This window comes from Brevundimonas sp. 1080 (assembly GCF_040545985.1).
In the GTDB taxonomy this organism is placed as follows: domain Bacteria; phylum Pseudomonadota; class Alphaproteobacteria; order Caulobacterales; family Caulobacteraceae; genus Brevundimonas.
In genome coordinates this window covers 340,621-363,311 of record NZ_JBEPMW010000002.1, presented here as the reverse complement: position 1 = coordinate 363,311, position 22,691 = coordinate 340,621, and the positions used below count along the sequence as shown (strand labels likewise).

Here is a 22,691-nt window from a genome sequence, read left to right as displayed (position 1 = left end):
GAGACTACGCCATGAATGAGGCCTCGCGACGGACGGTCTGCGCCCTGGCGGGCGGGTTGGCGCTGACGGCCCTGGCGGGCGGGGTGCGGGCCGACAGCTCGGCCCCGGTCGCGACGACACGGCATGGGCGGGTGAGGGGCTACGTCGATCAAGGGATCAAGGTCTTTAAGGGCGTGCGATACGGGGCGGACACGTCTGCGCGACGGTTCCAGCCTGCTTTGGCTCCACACCCCTGGGAGGGCGTCGCCGAGGCGACCGCCTATGGTCATGCATCCCCGCAGAAGAGCGACGAGGCGGATCAGAACGAGGACTGTCTGTTCCTGAACGTCTGGACGCCGGCTCTGGCGGATAGGGGGGCGCGGCCGGTGATGGTCTATGTCCACGGCGGGGCGCACGCCAACGGCTCGGGCTCCAGTCCGCTGTACGACGGCGTCGCACTATGTCGACGCGGCGATGTGGTGGTGGTGACGCTGAACCACCGGCTCAACATCTTCGGCTACAACGGTCTGGGCCAGATCTTGGGCGGGGCCTTTGCCGCCTCGGGCAGCATCGGCAATCTGGACCTGATCCTGGCGCTGGAATGGGTGCGGGACAATATCGCGACCTTCGGCGGCGATCCTGCCAATGTGACGGTGTTCGGCCAGTCGGGCGGCGGCGGCAAGCTGGTGACGCTGATGGCCATGCCGCGTGCGGCGGGCCTGTATCACCGGCTGATCACCATGAGCGGCCAGCACGTGACGGCGATGGGACCGCAGCACGCGGAGCTGCGGATGCGGGCGGTGCTGGATCATCTGGGTCTGACGGCGGATCGGGCGGGCGAACTGGCGACCTTGCCGGTCGGGCGGCTGGTTGAGGCGCTGCAGATGGCCGATCCGATCGAGAAGGGCGGCATCTATTTCCATTCGGTGATGGATCACCACACCCTGCCGCGTCATCCATTCGTCCCCGACGCCCCGCGCGAGAGCGGCCATATCCCGGTGATCATCGGCAACACCCATGACGAGGCGCGGGCCTTTACGGCGGGAGACGAGCGGAACTTCCACCTGACCTGGGACACGGTGGCGGCCAAGCTGGCGCCCGAGTTCGTGGTCGATATGAATGCGCAATATGTGGTCGACTGGTATCGACAGCGTTTCCCGCAGATGTCGCCCAGCGACCTTTTCTTTGCGGCGGCGACGTGCGGTCGGTCGCGGCCGGGGCATCTGATCCAGGCCGAGGAACGGGCGAAACTGAACGGCCCGACGTGGATGTATCAGCTGAATTTCGGCTCGCCGATCGAGCCGCGCCTGGGCGCCTTCCACAGCTTCGACATCGCCCTGGCGTTCGACAACTGCGACAAGCCGGGATCGAAGACGGGCATGGGCGTCGAGTCCCGCAAGGTGGCGGCGGCGATGAGCGAGACCTTCATCGCCTTCGCGCGGACGGGCGATCCGAACAACGCCGCCATCCCAGCCTGGGGGCGGTACACCTTGCCGGAGCGGGCGACGATGATCTTTGACGTCGACAGCCGGATCGAGAACGACCCCCGCGCCGACGAACGCCGCCTGTTCCAGACTGCGCCGTTCCTGAAACAGGGGACATAGAGGGCAACCGGTTGCGTGGGATGAGGCTAGACGCGGCTCGGATGTCGCACGACCGTCAGTCGCAAGCGTCCAAGGGCACGGCGTCGGCCATGACCTGGTAACCGGCGTCTGACGGGTGCAGCCAGTCGCCGCTGTGATAGGCGGGCAGCAGTTTCGACGGCGTGGACGGATCACGCAGGACGGCGTCGAAATCGACGATGCGGTCCGTCTCGATCTGGGCGCGCAGCCAGGCGTTGACCGACTGCCGGATCGCTTCGCCGTCGGCCGTGAAATAGTTCGCGCCTTCGAACGGCAGGATGGTGGCCAGCACGACCTTGAACCCGGCGGCATGGGCGCGGGCGATGACTTGGCGATAGCCGACGATCAGGTCTTCGGCTGTGATCGCCTGATGGGCGTAGGCCGGGCGCGCGGGACGGCCGATGTCGTTGATGCCTTCGAGCAGGATCAGGCATCGCCCGCCCGAGGCGACCAGGGCGTCCGCGTCCAGGCGTTCCAGCCCGGACGGACCTGAGCCTTGGTTTAGCAGGCGATTGCCGCCTATGCCCGCGTTGACGACGGCCCAGGGTCGTTTGGCCTCGACCAGGCGCGCCGCCAACCGCTCGGGCCAGCCGCCGGGGCCTGAGGGCAGGCTGCCCGTGCCCTCGGTAATCGAATCCCCAAAGGCGACGATGACGCCGGGTGGGTGGCTGGTCTCGACCTCGATGCCGGACAGAAGGGCGCCGAGGCGAAGGGGCGCGCTCTCGACCTCGTCGGCGCCGCGCATCGTCTGGCGAATACGGTGGGTCGGCAGGGTCGTCGGCTGCGGATAGGCGATGGCGACGGCAACCCTGTCGAGGGCCGAGACTGGCAGTGCGACGGGATCGGACAGCCAGGCGGCGCCGGGCGCCAGGGTGACGCCGGTCGCGCCGTCGAAGCTCGCGGCGATTGTCTGGCCGTCATGGCTGACCGTGACGGCGCCGACCACGATGGGCTGGTCTCCATAGGTGTTGGACAGGCGCAACCGGATGCGGTCGCCCGAGACGGTAAGGAGCGCCGTCTGGGTCAGGGTGACGGTCTCGACCTGCGTCGGTCCCAGCGGCCCACGCGGATCATTGGGGTTGGGCGCAGACGCCGGGCCGCGCGGTCCCGCATCGTTCGACGGCGCATAGGCATAGGCGGCGACCCAGCGCAGGGCGTCGGCCTGCGCCAGGCCGGGCGTCGCCATCAAGGACAGGGCGAGGGCGGCCGCGAACTTCATGGACATGGGCCCAGCGCTCACCGATCCCAAGGGAATTTCAGCGTCGGCGTATTGACGTATCGATCCATCGCCAGAACCAGCCTCGCACCGGACCCCGGCGCCAAGCGGAGGGTGAAGGTCGCGTCGTTCACCTCGCGCCGCGCATCGCCGACCGCGACTGAGCGGATCTGGTGCTCGCCATATCCGCCGCCCTGGACGACGACGGTGCGCGCCTGGGTCGGGCTGAGGTTGACCAGGGTGACGGCGGTCTCAGTTGCGGTCATCTTGTCGATCAGGGCCGCAGTGTCCTCGGGCAGGCCGGCGCGGCGGGCGTCGGCGTCGAAATAGCGCAGACGGGCGTAAAGCGGCGAGCCGCCGGCGTTGGCGCTGGTCGGCGACCAAGTAGGGCGGGCGATGTGTAGCGCGCCCATCGTCTGTTGCATCAGGGCGGTGACGGCGGCTGGGTTCTGGTCCATCACGGCGTCGGCCAGACGCGTATCGGGTGTGGTCGCATCTTCACGCTGGGCCTTGGCGCGTTCGGCGACCTTGGCCCGGTCGGCGGCCAGCGCCTTTTCAGGCCAGGCGGCGTCGCGGCCTTCTAAGTACGCGATCCAGGGATGGTCCGGCGCGCGACGACGGTCGGCCTCGGTCATCGAGAACCACCAGATGTCGTGGGTGTTAGCCTGGTGCAGGCCGTCCTGCCAGCCGTACCAACCGTCGGCGCCGTACATGGTCGGCGTATGGACCTTGCCGTCGACCGTGCGTTTTTGGGCGTTGATCCGGTCCGCCTGGGCGCGCCAGGTCTGGAGGTATTTGTCGTCGCCGGTCAGTAGATAGGCGTTGAAGAAGCCGATCGCGGTGCGCGGCACCCGGTTGCGGTTTTCGCGCTCGCCATTGACGGGATTGATCGGACTGAAGCCCCAGCCGTAGGTCCCGCCCCACCACATGCCGTCGGCGGCCGAGCCGATCACCCCGTCTAGTCCGACGTTGGACGGCAGGAGGTCGTCGTTGGCCTTCGCCCGCTCCGCCCAAGCATCGACATAGGTCAGCAGCCAGTCACGATATTTGGACTCGTGCCCCAGCATGAAGGCGTTCAGGGCCAGAGTGGTCGAGAACAGGTTCAGCGGATGGTCGCCGACGACGTCGGTGTATTCCTCATAGTGCTGCAGCGTCTCTTCGTAGGTGTCCTCACCGTGCTCCATGACGAAACCCGTGGTGTCGAACGGGTCGCCAGCCCAGTCCAGGGCGGTCGCCTTGCGCAGCATCGGCCCGCGCGAGCCGTTCATCAGGCTGCGGATCACCTTGTGTTCGGGGTCATAGTTCGGAGCGGTCGGATCGTCGCCCATATAGAGGCCAGCGAAACGGCGGGCGCGGGCGTTCAGGCGCGGATCGTTTGGATCTGACAGGCCTTGGACGTTGAACAGCGTCATCTCTTCGGCATGATGCTGCCAATCGAGTTGGACGTTGAACTCCTTGTAGAACATCCCGCCGCGGGCGATAGCGACGTCGGTGGTCTTGGCCGCCGTGAATTGGCGCAGGTGACCTTCCCAGGCCTGGGTATACATCGTCTTTACGATGTCCGGCCCACCGATGGCGTGCAGCAGCGGCCAATCGTTGACGTTTTCGATCGTGTCGTCGGGACCATCGTTGGCGCCCCAGCGTTCGAAATGCAGGAAGTATCCCCGCTCGTCGAAATATCGGGCGTAGAAGACCGCGCAAGCCTCGGCCTGGGCCTGGATCAGTTCGCGCTGCATCAGTGCCCAGGTCGGCGGGGGCATCGGCGAGGCGATCTCGACGGGCGCAGAGAAGGCCGAGGCGGGTTCCAGCCCGAGGCCCAGCGCCGCCAGCGAAGCCCCGGCTAAAATGCTTCTGCGGGTCGCGCGCATCAGGCCTTGGCCTCTTTCGCCTTCAAGGTCAGGCGTTCGATCTTGCCGGTGATCAGGAAATAGGCGGCGATGACCAGCAAGCAGTGCAGGCCGACAAACCACAGGGCCCCGTCGAACGATCCGGTCGCGGCGACGATGTAGCCGATGACGATGGGCGTCACGATGCCGGCCGTATTGCCGAAGGTGTTGAAGATGCCGCCGGTGACGCCGACGAACTCACGTGGCGAGGTGTCGGACACCACGGCCCAGCCCAGAGAAGCGATCCCCTTGCCGAAGAAGGCCACCGCCATCACGACCACGATCAGGCCCGAGTTGTCGATATAGGCGCAGGCGATGATCAGGGCCGACAGCACCATGCCGATCAGCAGCGGGGTCTTGCGCGCGATGGTCAGCGAGCCGGTCTTCTTCAGCAGAGCGTCGGAGATGACCCCGCCCAGAACCCCGCCGACGAAGCCGAACAGGGCCGGAGCGGCGGCGGCGAATCCGGCCTCAAGGATGTTCAGGCCGCGCTCCTTGACCAGATAGATCGGGAACCAGGTGACGAAGAAATAGGTCAGGACGTTGATGCCGTACTGGCCGATGAAGACACCCAACAACATCCGGCTGCCCAACACCTGTTTGACATTGTTCCAGGTGAAGCCCGCCGACTTGGTCACGGCCTTATTCTCCATGTTCACCAAACCCCCGCCGGCCGCGATGTAGTCGAGTTCGGCCTGATTGACGTTGGGATGGCGATCCGGGCTGTGGACCAGATTCCAGAAGACGACGGCTGCGACGATCCCCAGCCCGCCCATGACGAAGAAGACCGAGTGCCAGTCGAAGCTGTGAACCAGCCAGCCCATGAAGGGGGCGAAGACGACCAGCGAGAAATACTGGGCCGAGTTGAAGATGGCCGAGGCGGTGCCGCGCTCGTTGCCGGGGAACCAGGCGGCGACCAGTCGGGCGTTGCCGGGGAAGGAGGGGCTCTCGGCCAGACCGACCATGAAGCGCATGGCGAACAGGCCGATGAAGATCAGGCTTCCGGCCAGGAAGCCGGAGAAGCCCTGGAACAGGGTGAACAACGACCACAGGGCGATGGCCAGGGTGTAGATCAGTTTTGTGCCGAACCGGTCGAGCAGCGCGCCGCCGGGGATTTGACCCAGCACATAGGCCCAGGCGAAGGCGGACAGGATGTAGCCCATTTGCACCGGATTGAGTCCCAAGTCCTCGGACGCCGCATCGCCGGCGATGGAGAAGGTGGAACGGTCCGCATAGTTGATCGTCGTCAGCAGAAAGATCAGCAGCAGGATCATAAACCGGACGCGCGTCCGGCGGCCTGTCGGCGGGGTGGAGGGAACTTCCTGGACGGTCACTGCGGACGCCTTTCCTCGATCTGTGGAGACCAGACCGGGGTCGCACTCGCCGCGGGCCGCCTCATCCCTATGGGCGCACTTCTTTTGAGCGCATTGGATGTGACGATAGGTAGGATGACACCGGGCGTCTAAGCCAAAAACCCTATGGATCGATCCATAAGCGGTATTGATCCGTTTTCGGACATCGGTTCAGTTTTTGCATCGGTTCATGCCTTCTTCGGATTGGCCTGTATCGATCGACCGATCCAATGTCGGCTTGAAGCGAACCGGCGAAGGTCGGCCGCCGGCGGAACGGGCCACCCGGACGCCACCCAACGAGAGACCCGCGAAACGTGGGCAAGGGGAGGAGACCAAGATGATGCGCTCGACGCATGGATTCCAATTTGCGCTTAAGGTCGGCGTGTCCGCCCTGGCCGTATCGATGATGCTCGGCGCCGGCGCGGCCGCTGCGCAGGACGCCTCGACGTCCGCCGGTCAGACCGACGGCGCGACCGATGTCGACGAAATCGTCGTCACCGGCTTCCGGGCCTCGCTGGCGAATGCGCTCAACATCAAGAAGAACGAGAACGGCATCGTCGACGCCATCTCGGCCGAAGACATCGCCGACTTTCCCGACTTGAACCTGGCGGAATCGCTTCAGCGCATCCCCGGCGTAGCGATCACCCGTCGTTCGGGCGAAGGCCGTCAGATATCGGTTCGCGGCCTGGGGTCGGACTACACGCGTGTCCGAGTCAACGGCATGGAAGCCATCGCCACCTCATCGGGCACGTCCAACTCGGGGGGGACGAATCGCGGTCGTGGCTTCGACTTCAATATCTTCTCGTCTGACCTGTTTTCTAATCTGATCGTGCGCAAGACGGCCTCGGCCGAAGTCGACGAAGGGTCGCTGGGCGCCACGGTCGATCTGAACGCCTCCAAGCCGTTCGATAGCCCGGGACGACGCGTCGTGCTGTCGGCGCAAGGCAGCTATAACGAACTGGCCGGCGACGTCACGCCGGGTCTTTCCTTCCTGGCCAGCGACCGGTTTCTGGACGGGAAACTGGGCGTGCTGCTTTCGGCGTCCTACGACGAACGGCATCTGATCGAAGAAGGCGCCAACATCACACGCTGGACCTTTGGGGGTTCCAACGGAGGCTGGAACTCGGCCTCGACCGTCCCAGGTCTGGTGACCGGAAACCTGCCCGGCCAACTCAACTATGTCGTCACCAGCTATGGCCCTGATGCCGAACGCGGCATCTACGCGCCGCGCATTCCGGCCTACGCCAGCTATGACACCTCGTCGAAACGCCTGGGTCTGTCAGCAGCCGTGCAGTTCCGCCCGATCGAGTCGACGCTGATCACCGTTGAGGCGCTGTATTCCAAGTTCGAGGGCGAACGCGCCGAGTCGCAAATCCAGGCTCTGGGGCTGAGCCGGCCCGGCACGGGGAAGCCCGAATCGATCATTCGGACAGGCATTCTTGACGGCAACAATCTGATCCAGGCCAACATCGACCGGGTTGATCTGCGCACCCAATCCAGCCTGAACCAGTTGAACACCGAGTTCAAACAGGTCACGGCCGTCATCGACCACGAGTTCAGCGATCGTTTCCGCGTCAAGGGAACGGTCGGCCGATCGGAATCGACCTATGAGGATCCCATCGCGACGACGGTGACGTTCGAGCGCTTGAACTCCAACAACTTCTCGTACGATTTCCGTCCGCGGATGATGGTCATGGGACTTGGATTCGACGCTACCGATCCCAACGCATGGTCGATGGTCAACGGGACGTCGGAAGTGCGGCTGACGCCGGAGTGGGTCGACAACGCCTTCACCACCTACAAGCTGACGGGCGAATACGACATCAACGACAACCTGACCCTGAAGATGGGCGCGGACTACAAGCGGTTCGATTATTCGACGGGCGCTCGTCAGCGGACCAGCACGTCCAATGTACCGGCCATCGCGTCTGGCGCTGCGATCGCTGCGCTGTCGCGCACCTTCAACTTCGACCAAGGTTTGGGGCTGCCCGACACGGCGGTCAGGAGCTGGTTGGCGCCTGACCTCGACAAGTTCATCGCGCAGTACGACATCTACAGCAACACCGGCATCTGGGCGCTTCGTGAGAACACCGGCACCACCGCTGCAATCAAGGAAGAAACCACGGGCGCCTACGCCCAACTCGACTTCAACTTCAATGCGTTCGGCCTGCCCTGGCGCGGCGATGTTGGCTACCGTTGGTTCCAGACTGATCTGCAGTCGAGCGGCAACGCCATCGTCAGCGGGGGCGTGTCCTATGTCACCGTCGACAACAGCTATGACATGTGGCTGCCCTCAGCGAACCTGTCGGTCGAGTTGCGCGACAATCTCATTGCGCGCGTCAGCGCCGCCGAGACAATTGCCCGTCCGGGCATCGGCAGCCTGTCGCCGGGCGGCTCGGTATCGGTGCAAGGCGCCAACCGGTCCTATTCCTCGGGCAACCCCTTCCTCGATCCGACAAAGTCCAAGAATCTGGACCTGTCGTTGGAGTGGTATCCGCAAGCCGGGTCGATTCTGGCCATGGGCGTCTTCTACAAGGATATCGACACCTTCGTTCAAACGCTGCGTCGTGAGGCCGTGTACAGCACGCTCGGTCTGCCGAACTCGCTGCTCGACGGCACGGTCGCGACCCCCGATATGGTGTTCGCCGTTACTCAGCCCGTGAATTCGCCTGGCGGTGAACTGAAGGGCTTCGAGATCAACTGGCAGCAATCGTTGAGCTTCCTGCCGGGCTTCTGGTCGGACTTCGGCTTCCTGGCGAACTACACCTATGTCGACTCGCAGATCGAATATCTGACGGCGACGACGCCGGGCGCCGGCACGCTTGATGCGACCCTGACCGGACTGTCCAAGAACGCCTATAATGCGACCGTCTACTATGAAAACGAGAAGTTCAGCGCGCGTGTGTCGGTCGCCTATCGCGATCAGTATCTGACCGGCGTACCCGGCAGCGACTTCAACGATGTGCTCGGCACCAACGCTACGACCAATGTCGATGCGCAGGTGTCCTACAACATCACCGATCAGGTCAGGGTCAGCCTTGAGGGTCTGAACCTGACTGACGAATATGCCGATCTGTACGTGGATACCGACAACCGCTTGAACGCCTACACCCACACGGGGCGGCAGTTCGTCGTTGGACTCCGCTACACCTTCTAAGCGGGCGCTTCCTCCCACCCGCACTTGACGCCGCCTCAGCCATGGGGCGGCGTCCTTTTTGCCGTAAAGGATCGCGGGATTGGCGCTCGACCGAGCCCGGCAGTGTGGTTCGAGCCGTGGGAGGCCTGCACGGCAAAGGCGTCTTCGGCCCCGAACAGGCGCAATTCTCACCGTCCAGCTCTATTTGAAAAATCGTTGCGGCGGACACGCTGCGATCCGAAGCAGTAAGACCAGAACGCTAATCAAGCGAAGGTTTGACTGATCAACTGGTCTGTCAAATCGAGATGCGCTTCGAGCGATGCGAGCGCTTCGGTGCGCGCTTTCTCGGCAGCCGACCGATCGCCGGCGGTCAAATGCGCAGCAAACTCCGTGATTTTCGCTGTCATCAACTGCTCAGCGCCCATGGCGCGGCGCTCAAGCGTCCAATCCGTCATAGCTTTCCCCTCAGTGGCCTAGCGGCCCGGCCAAGATGTCCTCGCCCGACCGGGCCGCCTGTCACGGTTCGGGCATGAGCCGCAACCCGAAAGGCTTAGCTTCTTCTGCGTCAATTGTCGTGGAATAGGGAGCGCCGCACCGTCTCAGTCGCACAAACTCCGGTTTCAAAATCCGACGCCCATCGGTCGAGACGCGATAACGTCTGCAGCCAACTCATCGAACGCGACCGTATTCAGCATCAGCCGGATTCGGCCCTGAAGGTGACCGACGAAACCAGCAACGCGCGCGTCTAGCCAGTTTTATCGCCAGCAGCGAGAAACTCGGCCCCGACATCCTGCGACCGAAGCGGTGCGTCAGGTTGTGTCCTGATCATCATATTGGCGATGAAGGTCATGACCGCTGCGTTATCCTGGTTCAGCACGGTCAGTGCAGTCTTCGTCAGGCCCATTGTCGGGCGACTTTCCGAGCGACGCGCTTCGGTGACGATGGACTCGCAACGCAGGACGTCGCCAGGGTAAACCGGTGCGACCCAGCGAAGGGTGTCTATACCCGGTGAGCCAAGCAGCGCTTCCTGCCGGTCGGTCTTGTGTTTGACAATCATGGCCATGGTCATTGCGCACGTATGCCATCCGCTAGCCGCCAAACGCTTGAACGGCGTCTTGGCGGCAACCTCATCGGAGAGATGGAAGGGTTGAGGGTCATAGAGTTTGGCGAAGGCGATGACTTCGTCTCGCGCGACCTCATAGCGGCCGAAACTGGCGGTTTCGCCGACGACCACGTCCTCGAAATATCTCATGGTTTGCTGCCTTTTCTCATGAAGATCGACCAAACGGCTCCCGCCGTTTCTCACCTTGGGCTTCGACTGAACACCAGTCTTCCAAGGCGGAAAGGACTGCGCGCAAGCGGTTCCCGGCTGGTCCAAGTCTGTACGCCGTCCGGGCGGCTGGCGGGGGCAGGTAGATGCGTTGCGTCAGTCCTACCTGCTCCAACGACCGCAACCGGACCGTCAAGAGGTTGGCGCTCAGGCCGGGGGTTACGTCCTGTTCTTCGTGCGACGCACGAAGACTCCGTCCGCAGGGCGCAAGCCCTTACTGGCGGAGGGCTGACCTTTGCGGTCTCGATCCAAGACCCAGGGCCGGGGTTCGGCCTTCTGGCTGCGCCTTTGGAGGGGGGTGGCGCAAGCCGATGAGGCTTTGCACCGCACCGAAATGGATGACCTCCGGGACAGCGTTAAGGCGCTTGAGGCGCGGATTGACGACTTGGAGGGCGCTGCGCAAGCACGGCCGGGACGAGGGTCGCCCGTTTCACCGAAGTCTTCAGGCGCGTGAGAATTCACGGCAGCGACCGAGCCTGCGCTTAGATCTTTCAGACAAGGAAAATCTCATGAAATTCAACGGCCGAACTGTGCTGATCACCGGCGGGTCCAACGGGATCGGTCTCGCGTTTGCGAGGCGCTTTCTCGATCTTGGCGCCGTTGTGATCGTCACTGGGCGCAGGCAGGAGGCTGGATGAGGCGCGAAAGCGGCTTCCGAAGCTCCATACAGTCCAGAGCTATGTAAGCGACCCTATCCAGGTCGCCGCCCTGGCCGCGCAGATGAAGGCCGAGTTTCCAAGGCTGAATGTACTGGTGAACAGTGCGGGGGTCATGCTTGGGCGGAACCTCTCCGACCCAACGCATGACCTTGTTGATCTGACACGAGAAATCGACAAAAACCTCTCCGGCGTCGTGAGGACGACTGCCGCGCTCATGGATCTCATCATCGCGAACCGAGGAACCATTCTCAACATCTCGTCGGCCCTCGCCCTCGTTCCAGCTCCCGCGATGCCGATCGCCGCCTAATGGGAGGCCCGCTCTCCTCGGAAGGGGGGCTTTTGTCGTCTGCGCGGTCGCTCGCAGCGTGAACTCCAATTAACGGGCCATCGCGTCATCTTCCGCTTAGAGGACCGCGTTCCCCTCCGTAGGAACACTGTGGCTCGGTAAATCCCCACCCCTTAGGAAGGGCACCGGGCCACCACCCAAGCCATGCAACCGAGAGATTTGAGCGGAACCAGAACCGCTGTTCGGTGATTTCCGCTCTGAGACCGTTTGCGATACCGGTTTCATGTGTTGCGCGACTTCGCCGCCGTCCTTTCGGGGGCGGCGGCCTTTCGTTGCTTGGTTTGCGTCACAGCGGCGTAATCGGCGCATATAGCGGAACAACGTGCTCAACACGCCGTAGAGCAGGGATGAAGTTCGTGTTCACCAGCGACGCCGGCATCTCATCGATGACTTGGTCGTCAGACCTAGCGTCGGTACGAGACGCAAAAATTGAAGCCGTACGGACCCTTGGCGAACTGTTGAGCGACGATGGCCCTCAGTTTTGGAAAAGTCACGCCGTTGAAATGACGGTATGCGATGGGACAGGCTTGAAGCTGTTTCGTCTGAAGCTAGTTGCAACCGACTGTTCTCTTGCCGACGAAGATGGCACGGTCGGTTCTTGAAAACCGCCGCCGATCCTAGACGGCTAGACCCACTCCGTCGTCAGTCTCGCTTCAAGGTAGGTCGGGTCGAACTGCGCGAAGCGCGCGAGATTGCGCCAGTCATGAATAATGGACGCGCCCCCCCTCCACTCCACCAACCCTTGCTGACGAAGCGCCTTCAAGGACCTGTTCACGTGAACCGGGGTGATGCCGACCATGTCTGCAACATCGGATTGTGTCAGCGGCAGATCAAATCGATAATTGGCAGCCAGGCCAACCGCATTGAGGCGCACATAGAGTTCGCAGAACAAGAGAGCCAAGCGTTCCGCAGCTAGTCTTCTTCCCAGCGCCGAGAGCCATTCACGGTGAATAGCGCCATCGACGACCGTCTCCCGCCACAGCGCGCGCATAAGAGGGGGACACCTCTCGCAAACCCGTCGCAGATCCGCGTGAGACACCGCAGCGACAGCGACGTCGGTTAGAGCGACCAGGCTATGGTCCATCTTCTTGAGAAGCAGGCTGTGAAGATCAACGAAGTCCGCCGGGACGTGAAGGCCGCTGATCTGCCGACTGCCCTCACTGAGGATCGAGACACGACCCACAAATCCCTCCAGCAAAATCATGCTGATTTGGGGCCTACTGCCCTCCTCGACGAGCACTCGCCCAGCAGAGACCACGCGCGTTTCCCCGATGAACGTGGCGAAGGCGCCTCGGTCGTCGGCGGACGCACCCTCTAAGCGGTCAAGCATGATAGCCAGAAGATCGTGCACCAGGGCCTCCCAAGCTCTTCGTGTCTACAGACGCCTTTCTCAATCAGTTTGGCCTGCAAGCTTATTAAGCTTCCAGACGTGATATGTCATATCCCGGACACTGGAACGCCGTGAAGAGTTTTAGGTTGGGTGAACGGAGCTGGCCTGCGAGGGTGGTGGCCCGGTGACATGCGCCACCCCGTGCGGCGGACGGCCTCTTTCCTCTCCCGGGTTGAGGCTGTCCGCCGCTTTGCCGGTCTGCATTCTCTAGGCTCGGTATCGGATCGCGGATTGTGCCTCCGGATCCGCCTCAGCTACACGAGCCCCAAATGCATCACGGGGGGCGGCGTGGGAACGTTCGAGTTTTTCTTCAGCTTTTACGGGCTGGTCTTAGGACTGTCGGTGGCAGTCATCGCAACCGGCTTGGCGACCTCAATCCAGCATCGCGCACAAGTGCGCATGGGCTGGCTAACCCCCATGCTGGCGCTCTTCGTTTGCCTCGACATCGTCAGCTTCTGGTCAAACGCCTGGGACTCAATGCAGACCCTGCCAGTTACCTATGGCTTACTGGTCGCCAGCCTGGCCGTTGCGCTGACCTATTTCGTCGCGTGCTCGCTGATTTTCCCGCACCAGATTGTGGACGGGGCGAACCTCGACGACCACTTCTGGTCCAATAGGCGCATCGTCTTGGTCCTGATGATCGCAGCAACGTTGATGTCTTACGTCCTTACCACGGCTGGGAATCTTCGCGACGCGGGCAAGCATTTCCACATCATCGATCAGGGCATCGGCGTGGCGCTGTACCTGCTGCTCGTTGGCCTCGCGGCCCACACCAAGCGCCAAGGCGTCTTCGCAGTCAGTCTCGGCATCTACATGTTCTATTACGCCATTACGGCTCTTGCGACGGCGCTTCTGCCCACGATCGGGACTGTCTCGGCCTCATAGAGCTTCGGCCGCGTCAGCAGTCGGCAGGGAACTCGGCCTCGCTCTGCGATCCGATCCGCGTCCGATCGCTGATCCACACGTCGAGGCCGCGAGAGTTCCGCCCGCCGATGTTACGCGTCTTCGAGTGCTGGCCAGCCGCCTGGACTATGAACTAGGTCCAGTGAACGACGATCAGGATTCTAGACGCGGGCGACGCGTCGATCAGGGCGTCGATCTCTTCCAGCGTCAGGTCTGGTTCGCCGGCGGTCATTGCCACAACTCCGTCAGCTGGCCCCCGCTTCCATGGTGTCTCCGGATCACGATCTGCGGTCGGCGGTTGCCGCATCGCTTGCAGACCATCTTCGCGCGCATGTCGCGCAGCGGTGTGAAGCGTTGGACGTCCGGCAGCTTACCGGAACATAGCATGAGGGAGATGCCTCGCCTGAATGTAGCATTGCTGGCACGGACGGATGTGTGCTCCTGGCGCACCTCAGCCTCTAGCTCGCCCCGAGCCTGCGCCGGCCTCTCCATGTCGTCGCGCAAAGTCGATGAAAGCCTTGAACGCCGTCGTCGGGTTCCGGCGACTGGGTAGCAGAGGCTCAGGGGCGACAGGTCGGGGGTCCAGTCTTCCAACACGCGGACCAGCCGGCCCGCCTTGATGTCTTCGCGCACGTCGGTTTCCCTCGCGAGGGCGGCGGTACTTGCGAGGCCGGCTTCGTCGAAGATAAGGCTGCCTTCGACGTCGATATGACCGATTGCCCATCCTTCTCGAACGGCCAGCGATAGATGGCGCCATTGGGTAGGCGGACGCGAAGACAGGCGTGGTTCAACAACTCCTCCGGGACCATCGGCGTTTCGTGCGCTTCCAGATAGGTCGGTGAACCCACGACCACGTTGCGTCGCGCACGCCCGAGCGGCACGTCGATCATGTCGACTGGGACGCGGTCGGCGCTGCGGACGTCGAAATCGAATCCGCCCGCGACGACGTCCACCATCCGGCCCTCGGTAACGACATCGATTTGGCCTTGGGGGGCTCGCGCACGAATTGCAGGACGAGGGCGGAGAAAATCTCCCGCGCCGCTGTAGGAAACGCGTTGATGCGCAGTCTGCCGGACGGGGTGGCCTGGAGGGATCGCGCGACGGTCATGGCCTCATGGATCTCGTGCAGGGCAGGCGCGACTTGGGCGACGAACTGCTGGCCCGCCTCGGTCAGGGAGACACTCCGCGTCGTCCGGTTGAACAGCCTGACGCCGAGCGTCCGCTCCAGCTTTCCGACCGCTGCTGAGCGCACTGGTCAACACGCCCAGCTGGGCGATGTCTATGCAGTGGCACAGAGATCGTACCTTGGCTCTGAACGCCTGCGCCGCCGAGCGGGGATGAGATCGGGGAGGGCGACCACAGGACCGCCCGGCAGCGCACCTTGTCGGGACTGTAGGCTTCAACAGCACTGAGGAGGGGCCATCACTCGGAAACGCGAGAACCCTTCTGTCAAGCTCGACGGTCTTCGTCTCCGCGCCCGATCCGCGACCTTTCTGGTCAAAAGTTTAAGCCACCGACCTCCGCTATGCACGCCTCACGCGTTGGAACCGCGCCGACGGCGCGCCAAGGTTGCGCAGGGCCATCAAACAAAACTCGGCTCAGGCGTGCAGTGAAAGTGATCCAACTCTCGTGCCGGCCAGGCACGGAGACGGTGAGAATCCGTGTCTCGACTTAAAGATAAGATGGCGCGCACAATTTAGGAAAGCCTTGCGTGGGGATAAGCGGCATTCTCGCCTCTTTCCCTAGGACTTGATTCATATACTCGACGCATCATGCCGCCGGGTTTGGGCGGGCCAGTTTGTGGAGTGAGTGATGGCGCGCATCCTGATTGCCGACGACGATCCGTTGTTGCGGTCCTTGTTGCAGCACAAGCTGGCGGCGGAGGATCACCAGATTTTTGCGTCCGAGCATGGAGGCGAGGTTCTGGGCATGGTCAAGGATCATGCGCCTGACCTGGTTGTTCTGGACGCCATGATGCCGGTGATGGACGGGTTCGAGGTGCTGCGGAGGCTCAAGGCCGGCGCGGGTACGCGCAATATTCCCGTGATCATGCTGACCGCGCTAAAGCGTGAACAGGATGTGGTTGGGGGCCTGCAACTAGGCGCTGCCGACTATCTGGCCAAACCCTTCATTCCGGAAGAGCTGGTTCAGCGTATCCGACGGCTTTTGGCGACGCCGCAGACGGAGCAGGGACATGATCGTTCAAGACGTCCCGGTTGAAGTCCGCATTGACCCGACCGCGCTGTATGAAGCGGCGGTCGCGGACCGTCTTGCAGGACGGAACGAAGAGGCGATCGAGAAGCTGGACCGCGTCCTGCAGGCCCGTCCGGGGGATGTCGACGCCCGCCTAAACCGCGGTCTCGCGCTGCTTGCGTTGAACCGGCCTATCGAGGCTGAATCGGATTTCCGCACGGTGCTGGACGCCTCGCCCGATTATGTCGATGCCCGCATCGGGTTGGCCAGAGCTGCGCAGCGCCGGGGGAATCGCGAGCAGGCACGGTTTGAGGCGGGATGGGCGCTGGCCGCCGCGCCGGACCGTCCTGATGTTCAAGCGCTGAGGCAGGCGCTCGGGCTGCCGGCCGAGTGGCGGGTCGATTTCGACGTCTCTCGTAGCCGCCTCGGCGCGGGCCTTCCGGACTGGAGCGAAGCCCGCCTTGGCGCGGTGCGCAGAATAAACGACCGCTGGAGTTTCGGCGCTGTCGCCGAATGGACCGAACGCTTCGGGCAGGACGACGTCTTCCTGGAGGGTCGATTAGACCATCAGATTGGCGCCAGCGGCGTCTACGTGGCCATGGGCGCGGCGGTAAATGCGGACTACCGCCCCGAGGCCTCAATGCGAGCCGGCGCTGACGTCCCCCTGCCCGGCGGGGTCAGTGCGACGCTAGATGTCTCTACTGCGCGTTATGCAAGTGGAACGGTGCAAAGCCTGCAACCGGGGTTGGCGGCGGAGCTGGTTCGCGGTCGCCTGCGGCTCGCTGCGCGCTGGATCAATGTCTGGGATGAGACGGATCAGCGGCGGGACGGCTATGCCGTCAGCATCCAGTGGGCGGCCACCGATCGGGTTCGGCTGCGTCTGGATACCGCCGACGCACCCGAGACCAGCGAAGGCGTTACCGTCGACGTTAGCGCCGTCAGCTTAGGCGCCGAAGTCGATCTGACGGATCAGACCAGTCTGCGTTTCGGCGCCTTAAAAGAGGACCGAGGGGCGTACGACCGCGAGGCGATCAGTCTCGGGCTGGGCTGGCGTTTCTGGTGAGCCTGCTGGGTCTCCTGTGGGAAAGCTCGCTCATCATGGGGTTGGCGGCGGTCGCGTGGATGTTCGGCCTGATTATCGCGCGGTTGTTACGGGAACGTAGCGACGCCCGTCGCGCCGCGGATCAGACCCGCGTACGCGCCGCGTTCCTAGACATCCTCGCCGGCGACCTTGAGGCCCTGATGCGCCTGAAGCCCTATCGGCGTCGCGCCCGATTGATGGCCGAGGCCGTGTTGGACGTGGTGGGCCTTATCCGGGGCGCAGAGCGAGAGAGACTGATCAAGGTCCTGGCCGGAATGGGCGTCCCCGACCGGCTGCGGGCGCGTCTGGATCGTGGCAGCAAGGCCGGCCGAATCGCGTCAGCTGAGGCGCTCTCCGCTTTTCCAGATCCGGCGACGGTGGACGTTCTGCATAATGTCCTTCTTCGCTCGCGCGACGACGATCTGAGGGTCGCCATCCTGATCTCACTACTTGATCTCGACGCGGCGCCGCCTCTCAATGCTCTGCTGGGCGACGTCGCCACACGGGGGCTGCAGGATTCGCTGCTGTACGAACCGGTCATCCGACGCGCCGCCGAAGCCTCGCCGGCCGAGGCGGTGGACGCCTTCATGCTATCGACCGCACCGGCGGTGACCCGCGCCGTTCTGGCGGACGCTCTAGGCGCCGCTGGCGACTACCGTGCTGTCGAACCCTTAATGCAGAGCGCGGCGATGCCGGAGCTCGAAGTTCGGGTCGCCTCTCTTCGCGCGCTCGGCGTCCTCGGCCATCCGGCGGCCGCGGCGGCGATTATGACCGCGATGAGGGACGAAATCTGGGAAGTGCGGTCCGCCGCCTGCGAGGCCCTGGGACGCATCGGCCTAATCGAGGCCGTGCCCCTGCTGGTGCAAGCCCTCACCGATCCCGCCTGGTGGGTGCGGTTTCGCGCCGGCGAAGCCCTAGCCATGCTCGGTGATAAGGGGATCGCCAGCCTGCGGATAGCGGCGGGCGCCGATCAAGATTTGATGCGCCGCGCCGCTTCTCTGGTTCTGGCGGAGCGTGGTCTTTTGGAGGGGGTGGCATGACCCACGACCTGGCCGTCTTCATGGTCGGTTTCGCCCGCTCCATCGCCTTGTTCGTCATAGGGACAGGGGTCGCCCAAAACCTGATCTACCTGCTCCAGTTGTTGCTGGCGGCTCGCGCTCTGGCGGCTCGCCCCCCGATCCCCCAACCGGCAGTGCTGTGGCGCCGCTACGCGGAAGCCTCGCCCCCGATCGCCCTGCTGGCGCCGGCTTACAACGAAGCCATGACGATCGTGCAAAGCGTGCGCTCCCTTCTGTCGCTTCGCTATCCCACTTTTGAGGTGATCGTCATCAACGACGGGTCGAAGGACGCCACCCTACAGGTGCTGATCGAGGCTTACGAGCTGAAGCGCGTTGAGCGGCACCATGACTACGCGCTGGACCATCAGCCAATCCGGGGCGTCTATGCGGCGACCCATCAGCCTCGTCTAATCGTGGTAGACAAGGAGAACGGCGGCAAGGCGGACGCCCTGAACGCAGGGATCAACGTATCTCGGGCACCCATCTTCTGCTCGATGGATGCCGATTCCTTGCTTGAGCCTGACGCTCTGCTTCGTGCGGTCCAACCGTTTGTTGAGGATCCAGAGCGTACGGTCGCCGTGGGCGGCACGGTCCGAATCGCGAACGGCTGCGTCATTCGTGACGGACGGGTTTTGGAGGTGCGCCCGCCCCGCAATCTGCTGGCCCTATTACAGACGGTGGAATACCTGCGCGCGTTTCTGATGGCCCGGCTTGCTTGGAGCCGGATCAACACCTTGACCATTATCTCCGGGGCCTTCGGCCTGTTCCGGCGCGCGCGCGTGATCGAGGCGGGGGGCTACACTCACGGGACGGTCGGCGAAGACATGGAACTGGTGGTCAAGCTGCATCGGCTGATGCGTAATCAGGGACGCCCGTACCGAATAGCCTTTGTTCCCGAACCGGTCTGCTGGACCGAGGCGCCGGAGGACCTGAGGGTTCTGGGCCGTCAACGCGCCCGCTGGCACCGGGGCGCGCTGGAAACATTCGAACGCCATTGGGACGTAATGTTCCGGCCCCGGTATGGACGTTTAGGGCCAGTCGGCTTCGGCTACATTTTTCTCGTGGATGTTCTGGGCCCGATCGTCGAGATGCTAGGCTACATTCTGATCCCGGCTTTCTGGATGTTGGGCCTTCTGTCGGTTGAGTACCTGCTCGCCTTCCTTTCGGTCAGTTTCACCTTTGGCGTAGTGATTTCAGTCGGTGCGCTGGCGCTTGAGGAGTCCGAGTTGCGTCGGTTTCCACGCGCCCGGGATCTTCTGTTGCTAACCGGGATCGCGGTCCTTGAGAACTTCGGCTACCGACAGCTGAACAACTTGTGGCGCCTGCGCGGCGTTTGGCAGTATTTGCGCCGCAGCCAGTCTTGGGGAACGATGACGCGACGGGGCTTCAGTTCTCCGGTCTGACGAGCGCCGCCTCCATAGTTCGGATCAGGCGATCGACCTCGTCGTGTGACGGGGTCCCGCCGACGGCGAAAACGTCGTCCACCGCTCCGGCCGCCAGACTGATCTCTGGGAAGCCGAATGTTCCCGCCGCGCCCGACAGGCTGTGAACTAGACCGCGCATCAGCTCAGCGCCCAGATCATCCTGCGCCAGCAGATCTTGAAGCCGTGCTACGTCGTCTTCGCAACGCTCCAAAAAACGCGCCCGTAGGGTCGCGAGAACGTCAGTCATCGCGGAGTCGCGAGAATCGCGCGCACATCTCCGGCCAGGGTCATCGGATCAAACGGCTTGATGATGACATCGAGCGCGCCGAGTGCTCGGTAATGATTGACCTCGCCCGACTGCGCCCGCGCGGTCATAAAAATAACGGGAGTCCGCTCATGTTGGGGCCGCTCCCGAAGACGCGCCAACGTGCCGGGTCCGTCGAGGTGCGGCATCATCACGTCGAGCAAGATGACGTCGGGACGTAGACCGCTATCCAGGATTGAGAGCGCCGCCTCTCCCGAGGCTGCGGAGGTCAGGCTGATGCCTGGGTCCAACTCCAGCGAGAACGCCGCCACCTCACGGATGTCGTCTTCGTCATCGACATGAAGAACGGTCAGAGCATTACTCATGGGCGGCCTCTTGAACTACGGGTCATCCGACGAACAGTTCTGGCTAGCTGGGTTAGGGACATGCGCGACTTGGTCAACACCGCCTGAACCGCCGGCGCCGCCTGGTGGTCTGCATCCTGCGCCGAATAGATGACTACCGGAATCGTCCGTCCATCCTCATCCGTTAGTTCCGGCAACAGATCCAAACCATGCCCGTCGGGCAGCCCCAGATCAAGAATGACCAGATCCGGACGGCGGTCCCGCAGGGCGTCGCGGGCTTCGGCGAGGCTCTCAACCCCCCGCAGCTCCACGGAGCTTAGCGCCTGTCGGGTCACCTCCAGAATGTCGCGATCATCGTCCACATGCAGGACGAACGGCTTGGTGTCGGCCCGAGCAAGCGCTTGCACCGCCAGACGTAGACGCGACAGATCGACCGGCTTCTCCATCCAGTCCGCAACCTCAAGCGAGCGCCCTCTGACCCTGCCGCGGGCGACATCGCCGGACACCACGATCACCGGCATAGCCCGTGTGTCCTCGTCAGCCTTCAGCGCCCGGATCAGGCTTACGCCGTCCGCATCCGGCAGATGAAGATCGACGAGCCCCAGAGCATAGCGTCCGGCTCTGGCCATGGTGAGAGCCTCACGGGCGGTCGCGGCGACGTCGGCATCGTAACCCTCCTGCGCGACCATCTCAGCGAGCACGCGGGCGGCGTCCGGATCGTCCTCGCAGATCAGGATTCGCCCCACACCCCGGCCAACAGCCAAGTCAGGCAGATCGAGTGGCAGGTCGAGATGGAAGGTGGCCCCATCTCCCTCCGCGGATTCGAACCACAGACGTCCGCCGTGGAGTTCAGCGATCTCGCGGGCGATGGCCAGGCCTAACCCCGTCCCACCCTTGGCACGGGTGTCGGTCGAGTCCGCCTGCGCGAACTTGCTGAAGATGCGGGCGCGAAACGCATCTGGAATGCCTGGACCGTGGTCGATGACGCTGAGGCGCGCGATCCGGGCCTCGGGATTGACGGTCACCGCGACCTCCCCGCCGGCCGGCGAGAATTTCGCGGCGTTGGACAGCAGATTGGTGACAACTTGGATCAATCGGTCCGCGTCACCTCGCACAGGGGCCGCATCACCCTGTGCCAAAGTCAATATGACGCCAAGCTGGTCCGCATAGCCCCGAACGCCCTCGATCGACCGCGCGGCGATCTCCCGCAGGTCCAGAGACGACATAGCCATGACGAGCTTGCCCGACGCCAGCTTCTCGACATCGAGGATATCGTTGATCAGGCGAACCAATCGCTGGCTGTTAGAATGGGCGATGCCGATCAAACGCGCAGCTTTGTCCGGCAACTCGCCGCCGGCCCCGGCGACCAGCAGGCCGAGCGACCCCGCGATCGAGGTTAGCGGCGTCCGAAGCTCGTGACTGACCGTCGAGACGAAGGCGTCCTTCATCTCGGCCACCCGCCGCCGCTCGGTGATGTCTCGGACCACCGCCACCACATGGCGTCCGGTGGGCAGGTCCATGGCCCCGAGCGCTACGTCGGCTGCGAAAGTCTCGCCGTCCCGCCGTTTGCCGTTCAGCTCCCGCAACAGCCCGGCAGCCAGAGCCCCCTGACTGGCGCCCAAACGGTCCAAAAAAGAGCCCTCGCCGTTGTTCGCCAGATCGATCAGGAGGCTCACATCGCGCCGGATCAGTTCCTCCGCGCGCCAGCCGAACATCCGTTCGGCCGCCGGATTAAGTGTCTCGATGCTGCCACTGGGGTTCAGGGTGATGATGGCGTCGAAGGCGCTGTCTAATGTGGCGGCATGCCGCGCCGCGGCCGCCTGCAGCCGTTCCAGCAGTACGCCACGCGTGGCCAGATAGCGCCAGACAAGAAAGGCTGTGCCCGCCGCCGTCAGAACCAGCGCCAAAAACAGAGCGACAACCAGGATTTCGGTTCGCGCCGTGCGAAACCGCGCCTTGTCGGACAGCTGGGCCAGGTGGTTAGCCTCTTGCTGGGTCATGAGGTCCACCAACCGGCGGATCTCGTCCATGGCGGCCTTACCTTCGCCGCTAGACACCAACGCCGAAGCGGCCGCGGCGTCACCGACCTGCCGCAAGCTGATCGTCCGCTGCATGATTTCCCGCTTGCGGGCGATCTGGCGCGACAGGTTCCGGGCGTTCCCGGTCTGCTCAGCATTACCCAGATAGAGGTTGCCCAGCGCGGTCATTTGGCTGTCGAGTCGATCTAGTGCGTGGTCGTACGGCTCAAGAAAGCGAGGGTTCCCGGTGATGATATATCCTCGCTGACCGGTTTCCGCGTCCTGCATCAGCGAGAACACCGACTGGATCTGGAGGCGGGTGTTGTAGGACCGCTCCACCGCGGCCCGCAGCGCACCGGCGCTGGCGAATTCCCGCCTCAGCTCAACCCCGGTTAAGACCAGCAAGACGCCGAAAATGGCGGCTACGAGGGAGACCACCAGTTGATATCGCCGTTTCTCAGGTTGACGTGCGACTGGGGTCATCGGTTA

Annotated in this window: 21 protein-coding genes and 1 pseudogene; 10 read left to right on the top strand and 12 right to left on the bottom strand. The window is 63.5% G+C overall.

Annotated features, from left to right (window positions below; all coding sequences use genetic code 11):
• Window positions 1-11: 11 nt before the first annotated feature.
• A complete protein-coding gene (locus tag ABIC32_RS07135; RefSeq protein WP_354073458.1) occupies window positions 12-1,583 on the top strand; it encodes a carboxylesterase/lipase family protein in 1,572 nt (523 codons plus the stop codon).
• Between the two features lie 55 nt (window positions 1,584-1,638).
• On the opposite strand, the gene ABIC32_RS07130 is transcribed toward ABIC32_RS07135, so the two are convergent.
• From ABIC32_RS07130 to ABIC32_RS07120, 3 genes are read right to left on the bottom strand one after another with little or no spacing between them, the layout of a single operon-like run.
• Window positions 1,639-2,826: an SGNH/GDSL hydrolase family protein gene (locus tag ABIC32_RS07130; protein ID WP_354073456.1), complete on the bottom strand. Its 1,188-nt coding sequence runs from the start codon at window positions 2,824-2,826 to the stop codon at window positions 1,639-1,641.
• 11 nt (window positions 2,827-2,837) lie between these two features.
• Window positions 2,838-4,685, bottom strand: a complete 1,848-nt coding sequence (locus ABIC32_RS07125) for a DUF8034 domain-containing protein (RefSeq protein ID WP_354073454.1) — start codon at window positions 4,683-4,685, stop codon at window positions 2,838-2,840.
• Window positions 4,685-5,977 (bottom strand): MFS transporter, encoded by a 1,293-nt coding sequence (locus ABIC32_RS07120; protein WP_354073452.1) that lies wholly within the window; start codon window positions 5,975-5,977, stop codon window positions 4,685-4,687. The genes ABIC32_RS07125 and ABIC32_RS07120 overlap by 1 nt, the downstream gene beginning before the upstream one ends.
• Before the next feature lie 415 nt (window positions 5,978-6,392).
• Here ABIC32_RS07120 and ABIC32_RS07115 point away from each other — a divergent pair, with 415 nt between their 5' ends.
• Window positions 6,393-9,212 carry a TonB-dependent receptor gene (locus ABIC32_RS07115; protein ID WP_354073450.1) on the top strand — a complete coding sequence of 940 codons (2,820 nt, stop codon included), beginning with the start codon at window positions 6,393-6,395 and terminating at the stop codon, window positions 9,210-9,212.
• A 242-nt stretch (window positions 9,213-9,454) separates the two neighbouring features.
• On the opposite strand, the gene ABIC32_RS07110 is transcribed toward ABIC32_RS07115, so the two are convergent.
• From ABIC32_RS07110 to ABIC32_RS07100, 3 genes and pseudogenes are all read right to left on the bottom strand, one after another.
• Window positions 9,455-9,646, bottom strand: a complete 192-nt coding sequence (locus ABIC32_RS07110) for a hypothetical protein (RefSeq protein WP_354073448.1) — start codon at window positions 9,644-9,646, stop codon at window positions 9,455-9,457.
• A 290-nt stretch (window positions 9,647-9,936) separates the two neighbouring features.
• Window positions 9,937-10,476, bottom strand: a complete 540-nt coding sequence (locus ABIC32_RS07105) for a MaoC family dehydratase (protein WP_354073446.1) — start codon at window positions 10,474-10,476, stop codon at window positions 9,937-9,939.
• Window positions 10,460-10,678, bottom strand: a pseudogene (locus tag ABIC32_RS07100) (winged helix-turn-helix transcriptional regulator); the annotation flags it as partial. The gene ABIC32_RS07105 and the pseudogene ABIC32_RS07100, both read right to left, overlap by 17 nt.
• Between ABIC32_RS07100 and ABIC32_RS07095 the strand changes: the two are divergent.
• The 3 genes from ABIC32_RS07095 to ABIC32_RS07085 all read left to right on the top strand — a co-directional run bounded on the left by ABIC32_RS07095 (window position 10,608) and on the right by ABIC32_RS07085 (window position 12,128).
• Entirely contained in the window at window positions 10,608-11,159 is a 552-nt protein-coding gene (locus tag ABIC32_RS07095; RefSeq protein WP_354073444.1) for an SDR family NAD(P)-dependent oxidoreductase, read from the top strand. The pseudogene ABIC32_RS07100 and the gene ABIC32_RS07095 sit on opposite strands and share 71 nt — an antisense overlap.
• Complete coding sequence (locus ABIC32_RS07090; protein WP_354074115.1) at window positions 11,134-11,487, top strand: SDR family NAD(P)-dependent oxidoreductase; 354 nt, start codon at window positions 11,134-11,136, stop codon at window positions 11,485-11,487. The genes ABIC32_RS07095 and ABIC32_RS07090 overlap by 26 nt, the downstream gene beginning before the upstream one ends.
• Window positions 11,488-11,873: 386 nt before the next feature.
• Entirely contained in the window at window positions 11,874-12,128 is a 255-nt protein-coding gene (locus ABIC32_RS07085; protein WP_354073442.1) for a DUF6894 family protein, read from the top strand.
• Window positions 12,129-12,151: 23 nt separating this feature from the next.
• On the opposite strand, the gene ABIC32_RS07080 is transcribed toward ABIC32_RS07085, so the two are convergent.
• Window positions 12,152-12,877: a Crp/Fnr family transcriptional regulator gene (locus ABIC32_RS07080; RefSeq protein WP_354073440.1), complete on the bottom strand. Its 726-nt coding sequence runs from the start codon at window positions 12,875-12,877 to the stop codon at window positions 12,152-12,154.
• Window positions 12,878-13,204: 327 nt separating this feature from the next.
• Between ABIC32_RS07080 and ABIC32_RS07075 the strand changes: the two genes are divergently transcribed.
• Window positions 13,205-13,801 carry a hypothetical protein gene (locus ABIC32_RS07075; protein ID WP_354073438.1) on the top strand — a complete coding sequence of 199 codons (597 nt, stop codon included), beginning with the start codon at window positions 13,205-13,207 and terminating at the stop codon, window positions 13,799-13,801.
• Between the two features lie 578 nt (window positions 13,802-14,379).
• Here the strand turns inward: ABIC32_RS07075 and ABIC32_RS07070 are convergent.
• Together ABIC32_RS07070 and ABIC32_RS07065 are read right to left on the bottom strand one after the other, a co-directional pair.
• Entirely contained in the window at window positions 14,380-14,775 is a 396-nt protein-coding gene (locus ABIC32_RS07070) for a type 2 periplasmic-binding domain-containing protein (protein WP_354073436.1), read from the bottom strand.
• Window positions 14,706-15,071 carry a LysR family transcriptional regulator gene (locus ABIC32_RS07065; RefSeq protein ID WP_354073434.1) on the bottom strand — a complete coding sequence of 122 codons (366 nt, stop codon included), beginning with the start codon at window positions 15,069-15,071 and terminating at the stop codon, window positions 14,706-14,708. The genes ABIC32_RS07070 and ABIC32_RS07065 overlap by 70 nt, the downstream gene beginning before the upstream one ends.
• A 560-nt stretch (window positions 15,072-15,631) precedes the next feature.
• On the opposite strand from ABIC32_RS07065, the gene ABIC32_RS07060 reads away from it, so the two are divergent.
• From ABIC32_RS07060 to ABIC32_RS07045, 4 genes are read left to right on the top strand one after another with little or no spacing between them, the layout of a single operon-like run.
• The gene (locus ABIC32_RS07060) at window positions 15,632-16,039 is read left to right on the top strand and encodes a response regulator transcription factor (RefSeq protein ID WP_354073432.1); all 408 of its coding nucleotides are present in this window, start codon (window positions 15,632-15,634) and stop codon (window positions 16,037-16,039) included.
• Window positions 16,014-17,075 carry a YaiO family outer membrane beta-barrel protein gene (locus ABIC32_RS07055; protein ID WP_354073430.1) on the top strand — a complete coding sequence of 354 codons (1,062 nt, stop codon included), beginning with the start codon at window positions 16,014-16,016 and terminating at the stop codon, window positions 17,073-17,075. Before ABIC32_RS07060 ends, ABIC32_RS07055 begins: the two co-directional genes overlap by 26 nt.
• Entirely contained in the window at window positions 17,072-18,133 is a 1,062-nt protein-coding gene (locus tag ABIC32_RS07050; RefSeq protein ID WP_354073428.1) for a HEAT repeat domain-containing protein, read from the top strand. Before ABIC32_RS07055 ends, ABIC32_RS07050 begins: the two co-directional genes overlap by 4 nt.
• Entirely contained in the window at window positions 18,130-19,554 is a 1,425-nt protein-coding gene (locus tag ABIC32_RS07045; protein WP_354073426.1) for a glycosyltransferase family 2 protein, read from the top strand. Before ABIC32_RS07050 ends, ABIC32_RS07045 begins: the two co-directional genes overlap by 4 nt.
• Here ABIC32_RS07045 and ABIC32_RS07040 read toward each other — a convergent pair.
• From ABIC32_RS07040 to ABIC32_RS07030, 3 genes are read right to left on the bottom strand one after another with little or no spacing between them, the layout of a single operon-like run.
• On the bottom strand, window positions 19,538-19,822 hold the full coding sequence (locus ABIC32_RS07040; protein WP_354073424.1) for an Hpt domain-containing protein: 285 nt from the start codon (window positions 19,820-19,822) through the stop codon (window positions 19,538-19,540). The two genes, ABIC32_RS07045 and ABIC32_RS07040, sit on opposite strands and share 17 nt — an antisense overlap.
• On the bottom strand, window positions 19,819-20,205 hold the full coding sequence (locus ABIC32_RS07035) for a response regulator (RefSeq protein ID WP_354073422.1): 387 nt from the start codon (window positions 20,203-20,205) through the stop codon (window positions 19,819-19,821). The genes ABIC32_RS07040 and ABIC32_RS07035 overlap by 4 nt, the downstream gene beginning before the upstream one ends.
• A complete protein-coding gene (locus ABIC32_RS07030) occupies window positions 20,202-22,685 on the bottom strand; it encodes a CHASE3 domain-containing protein (RefSeq protein WP_354073420.1) in 2,484 nt (827 codons plus the stop codon). The genes ABIC32_RS07035 and ABIC32_RS07030 overlap by 4 nt, the downstream gene beginning before the upstream one ends.
• Window positions 22,686-22,691 lie beyond the last annotated feature (6 nt).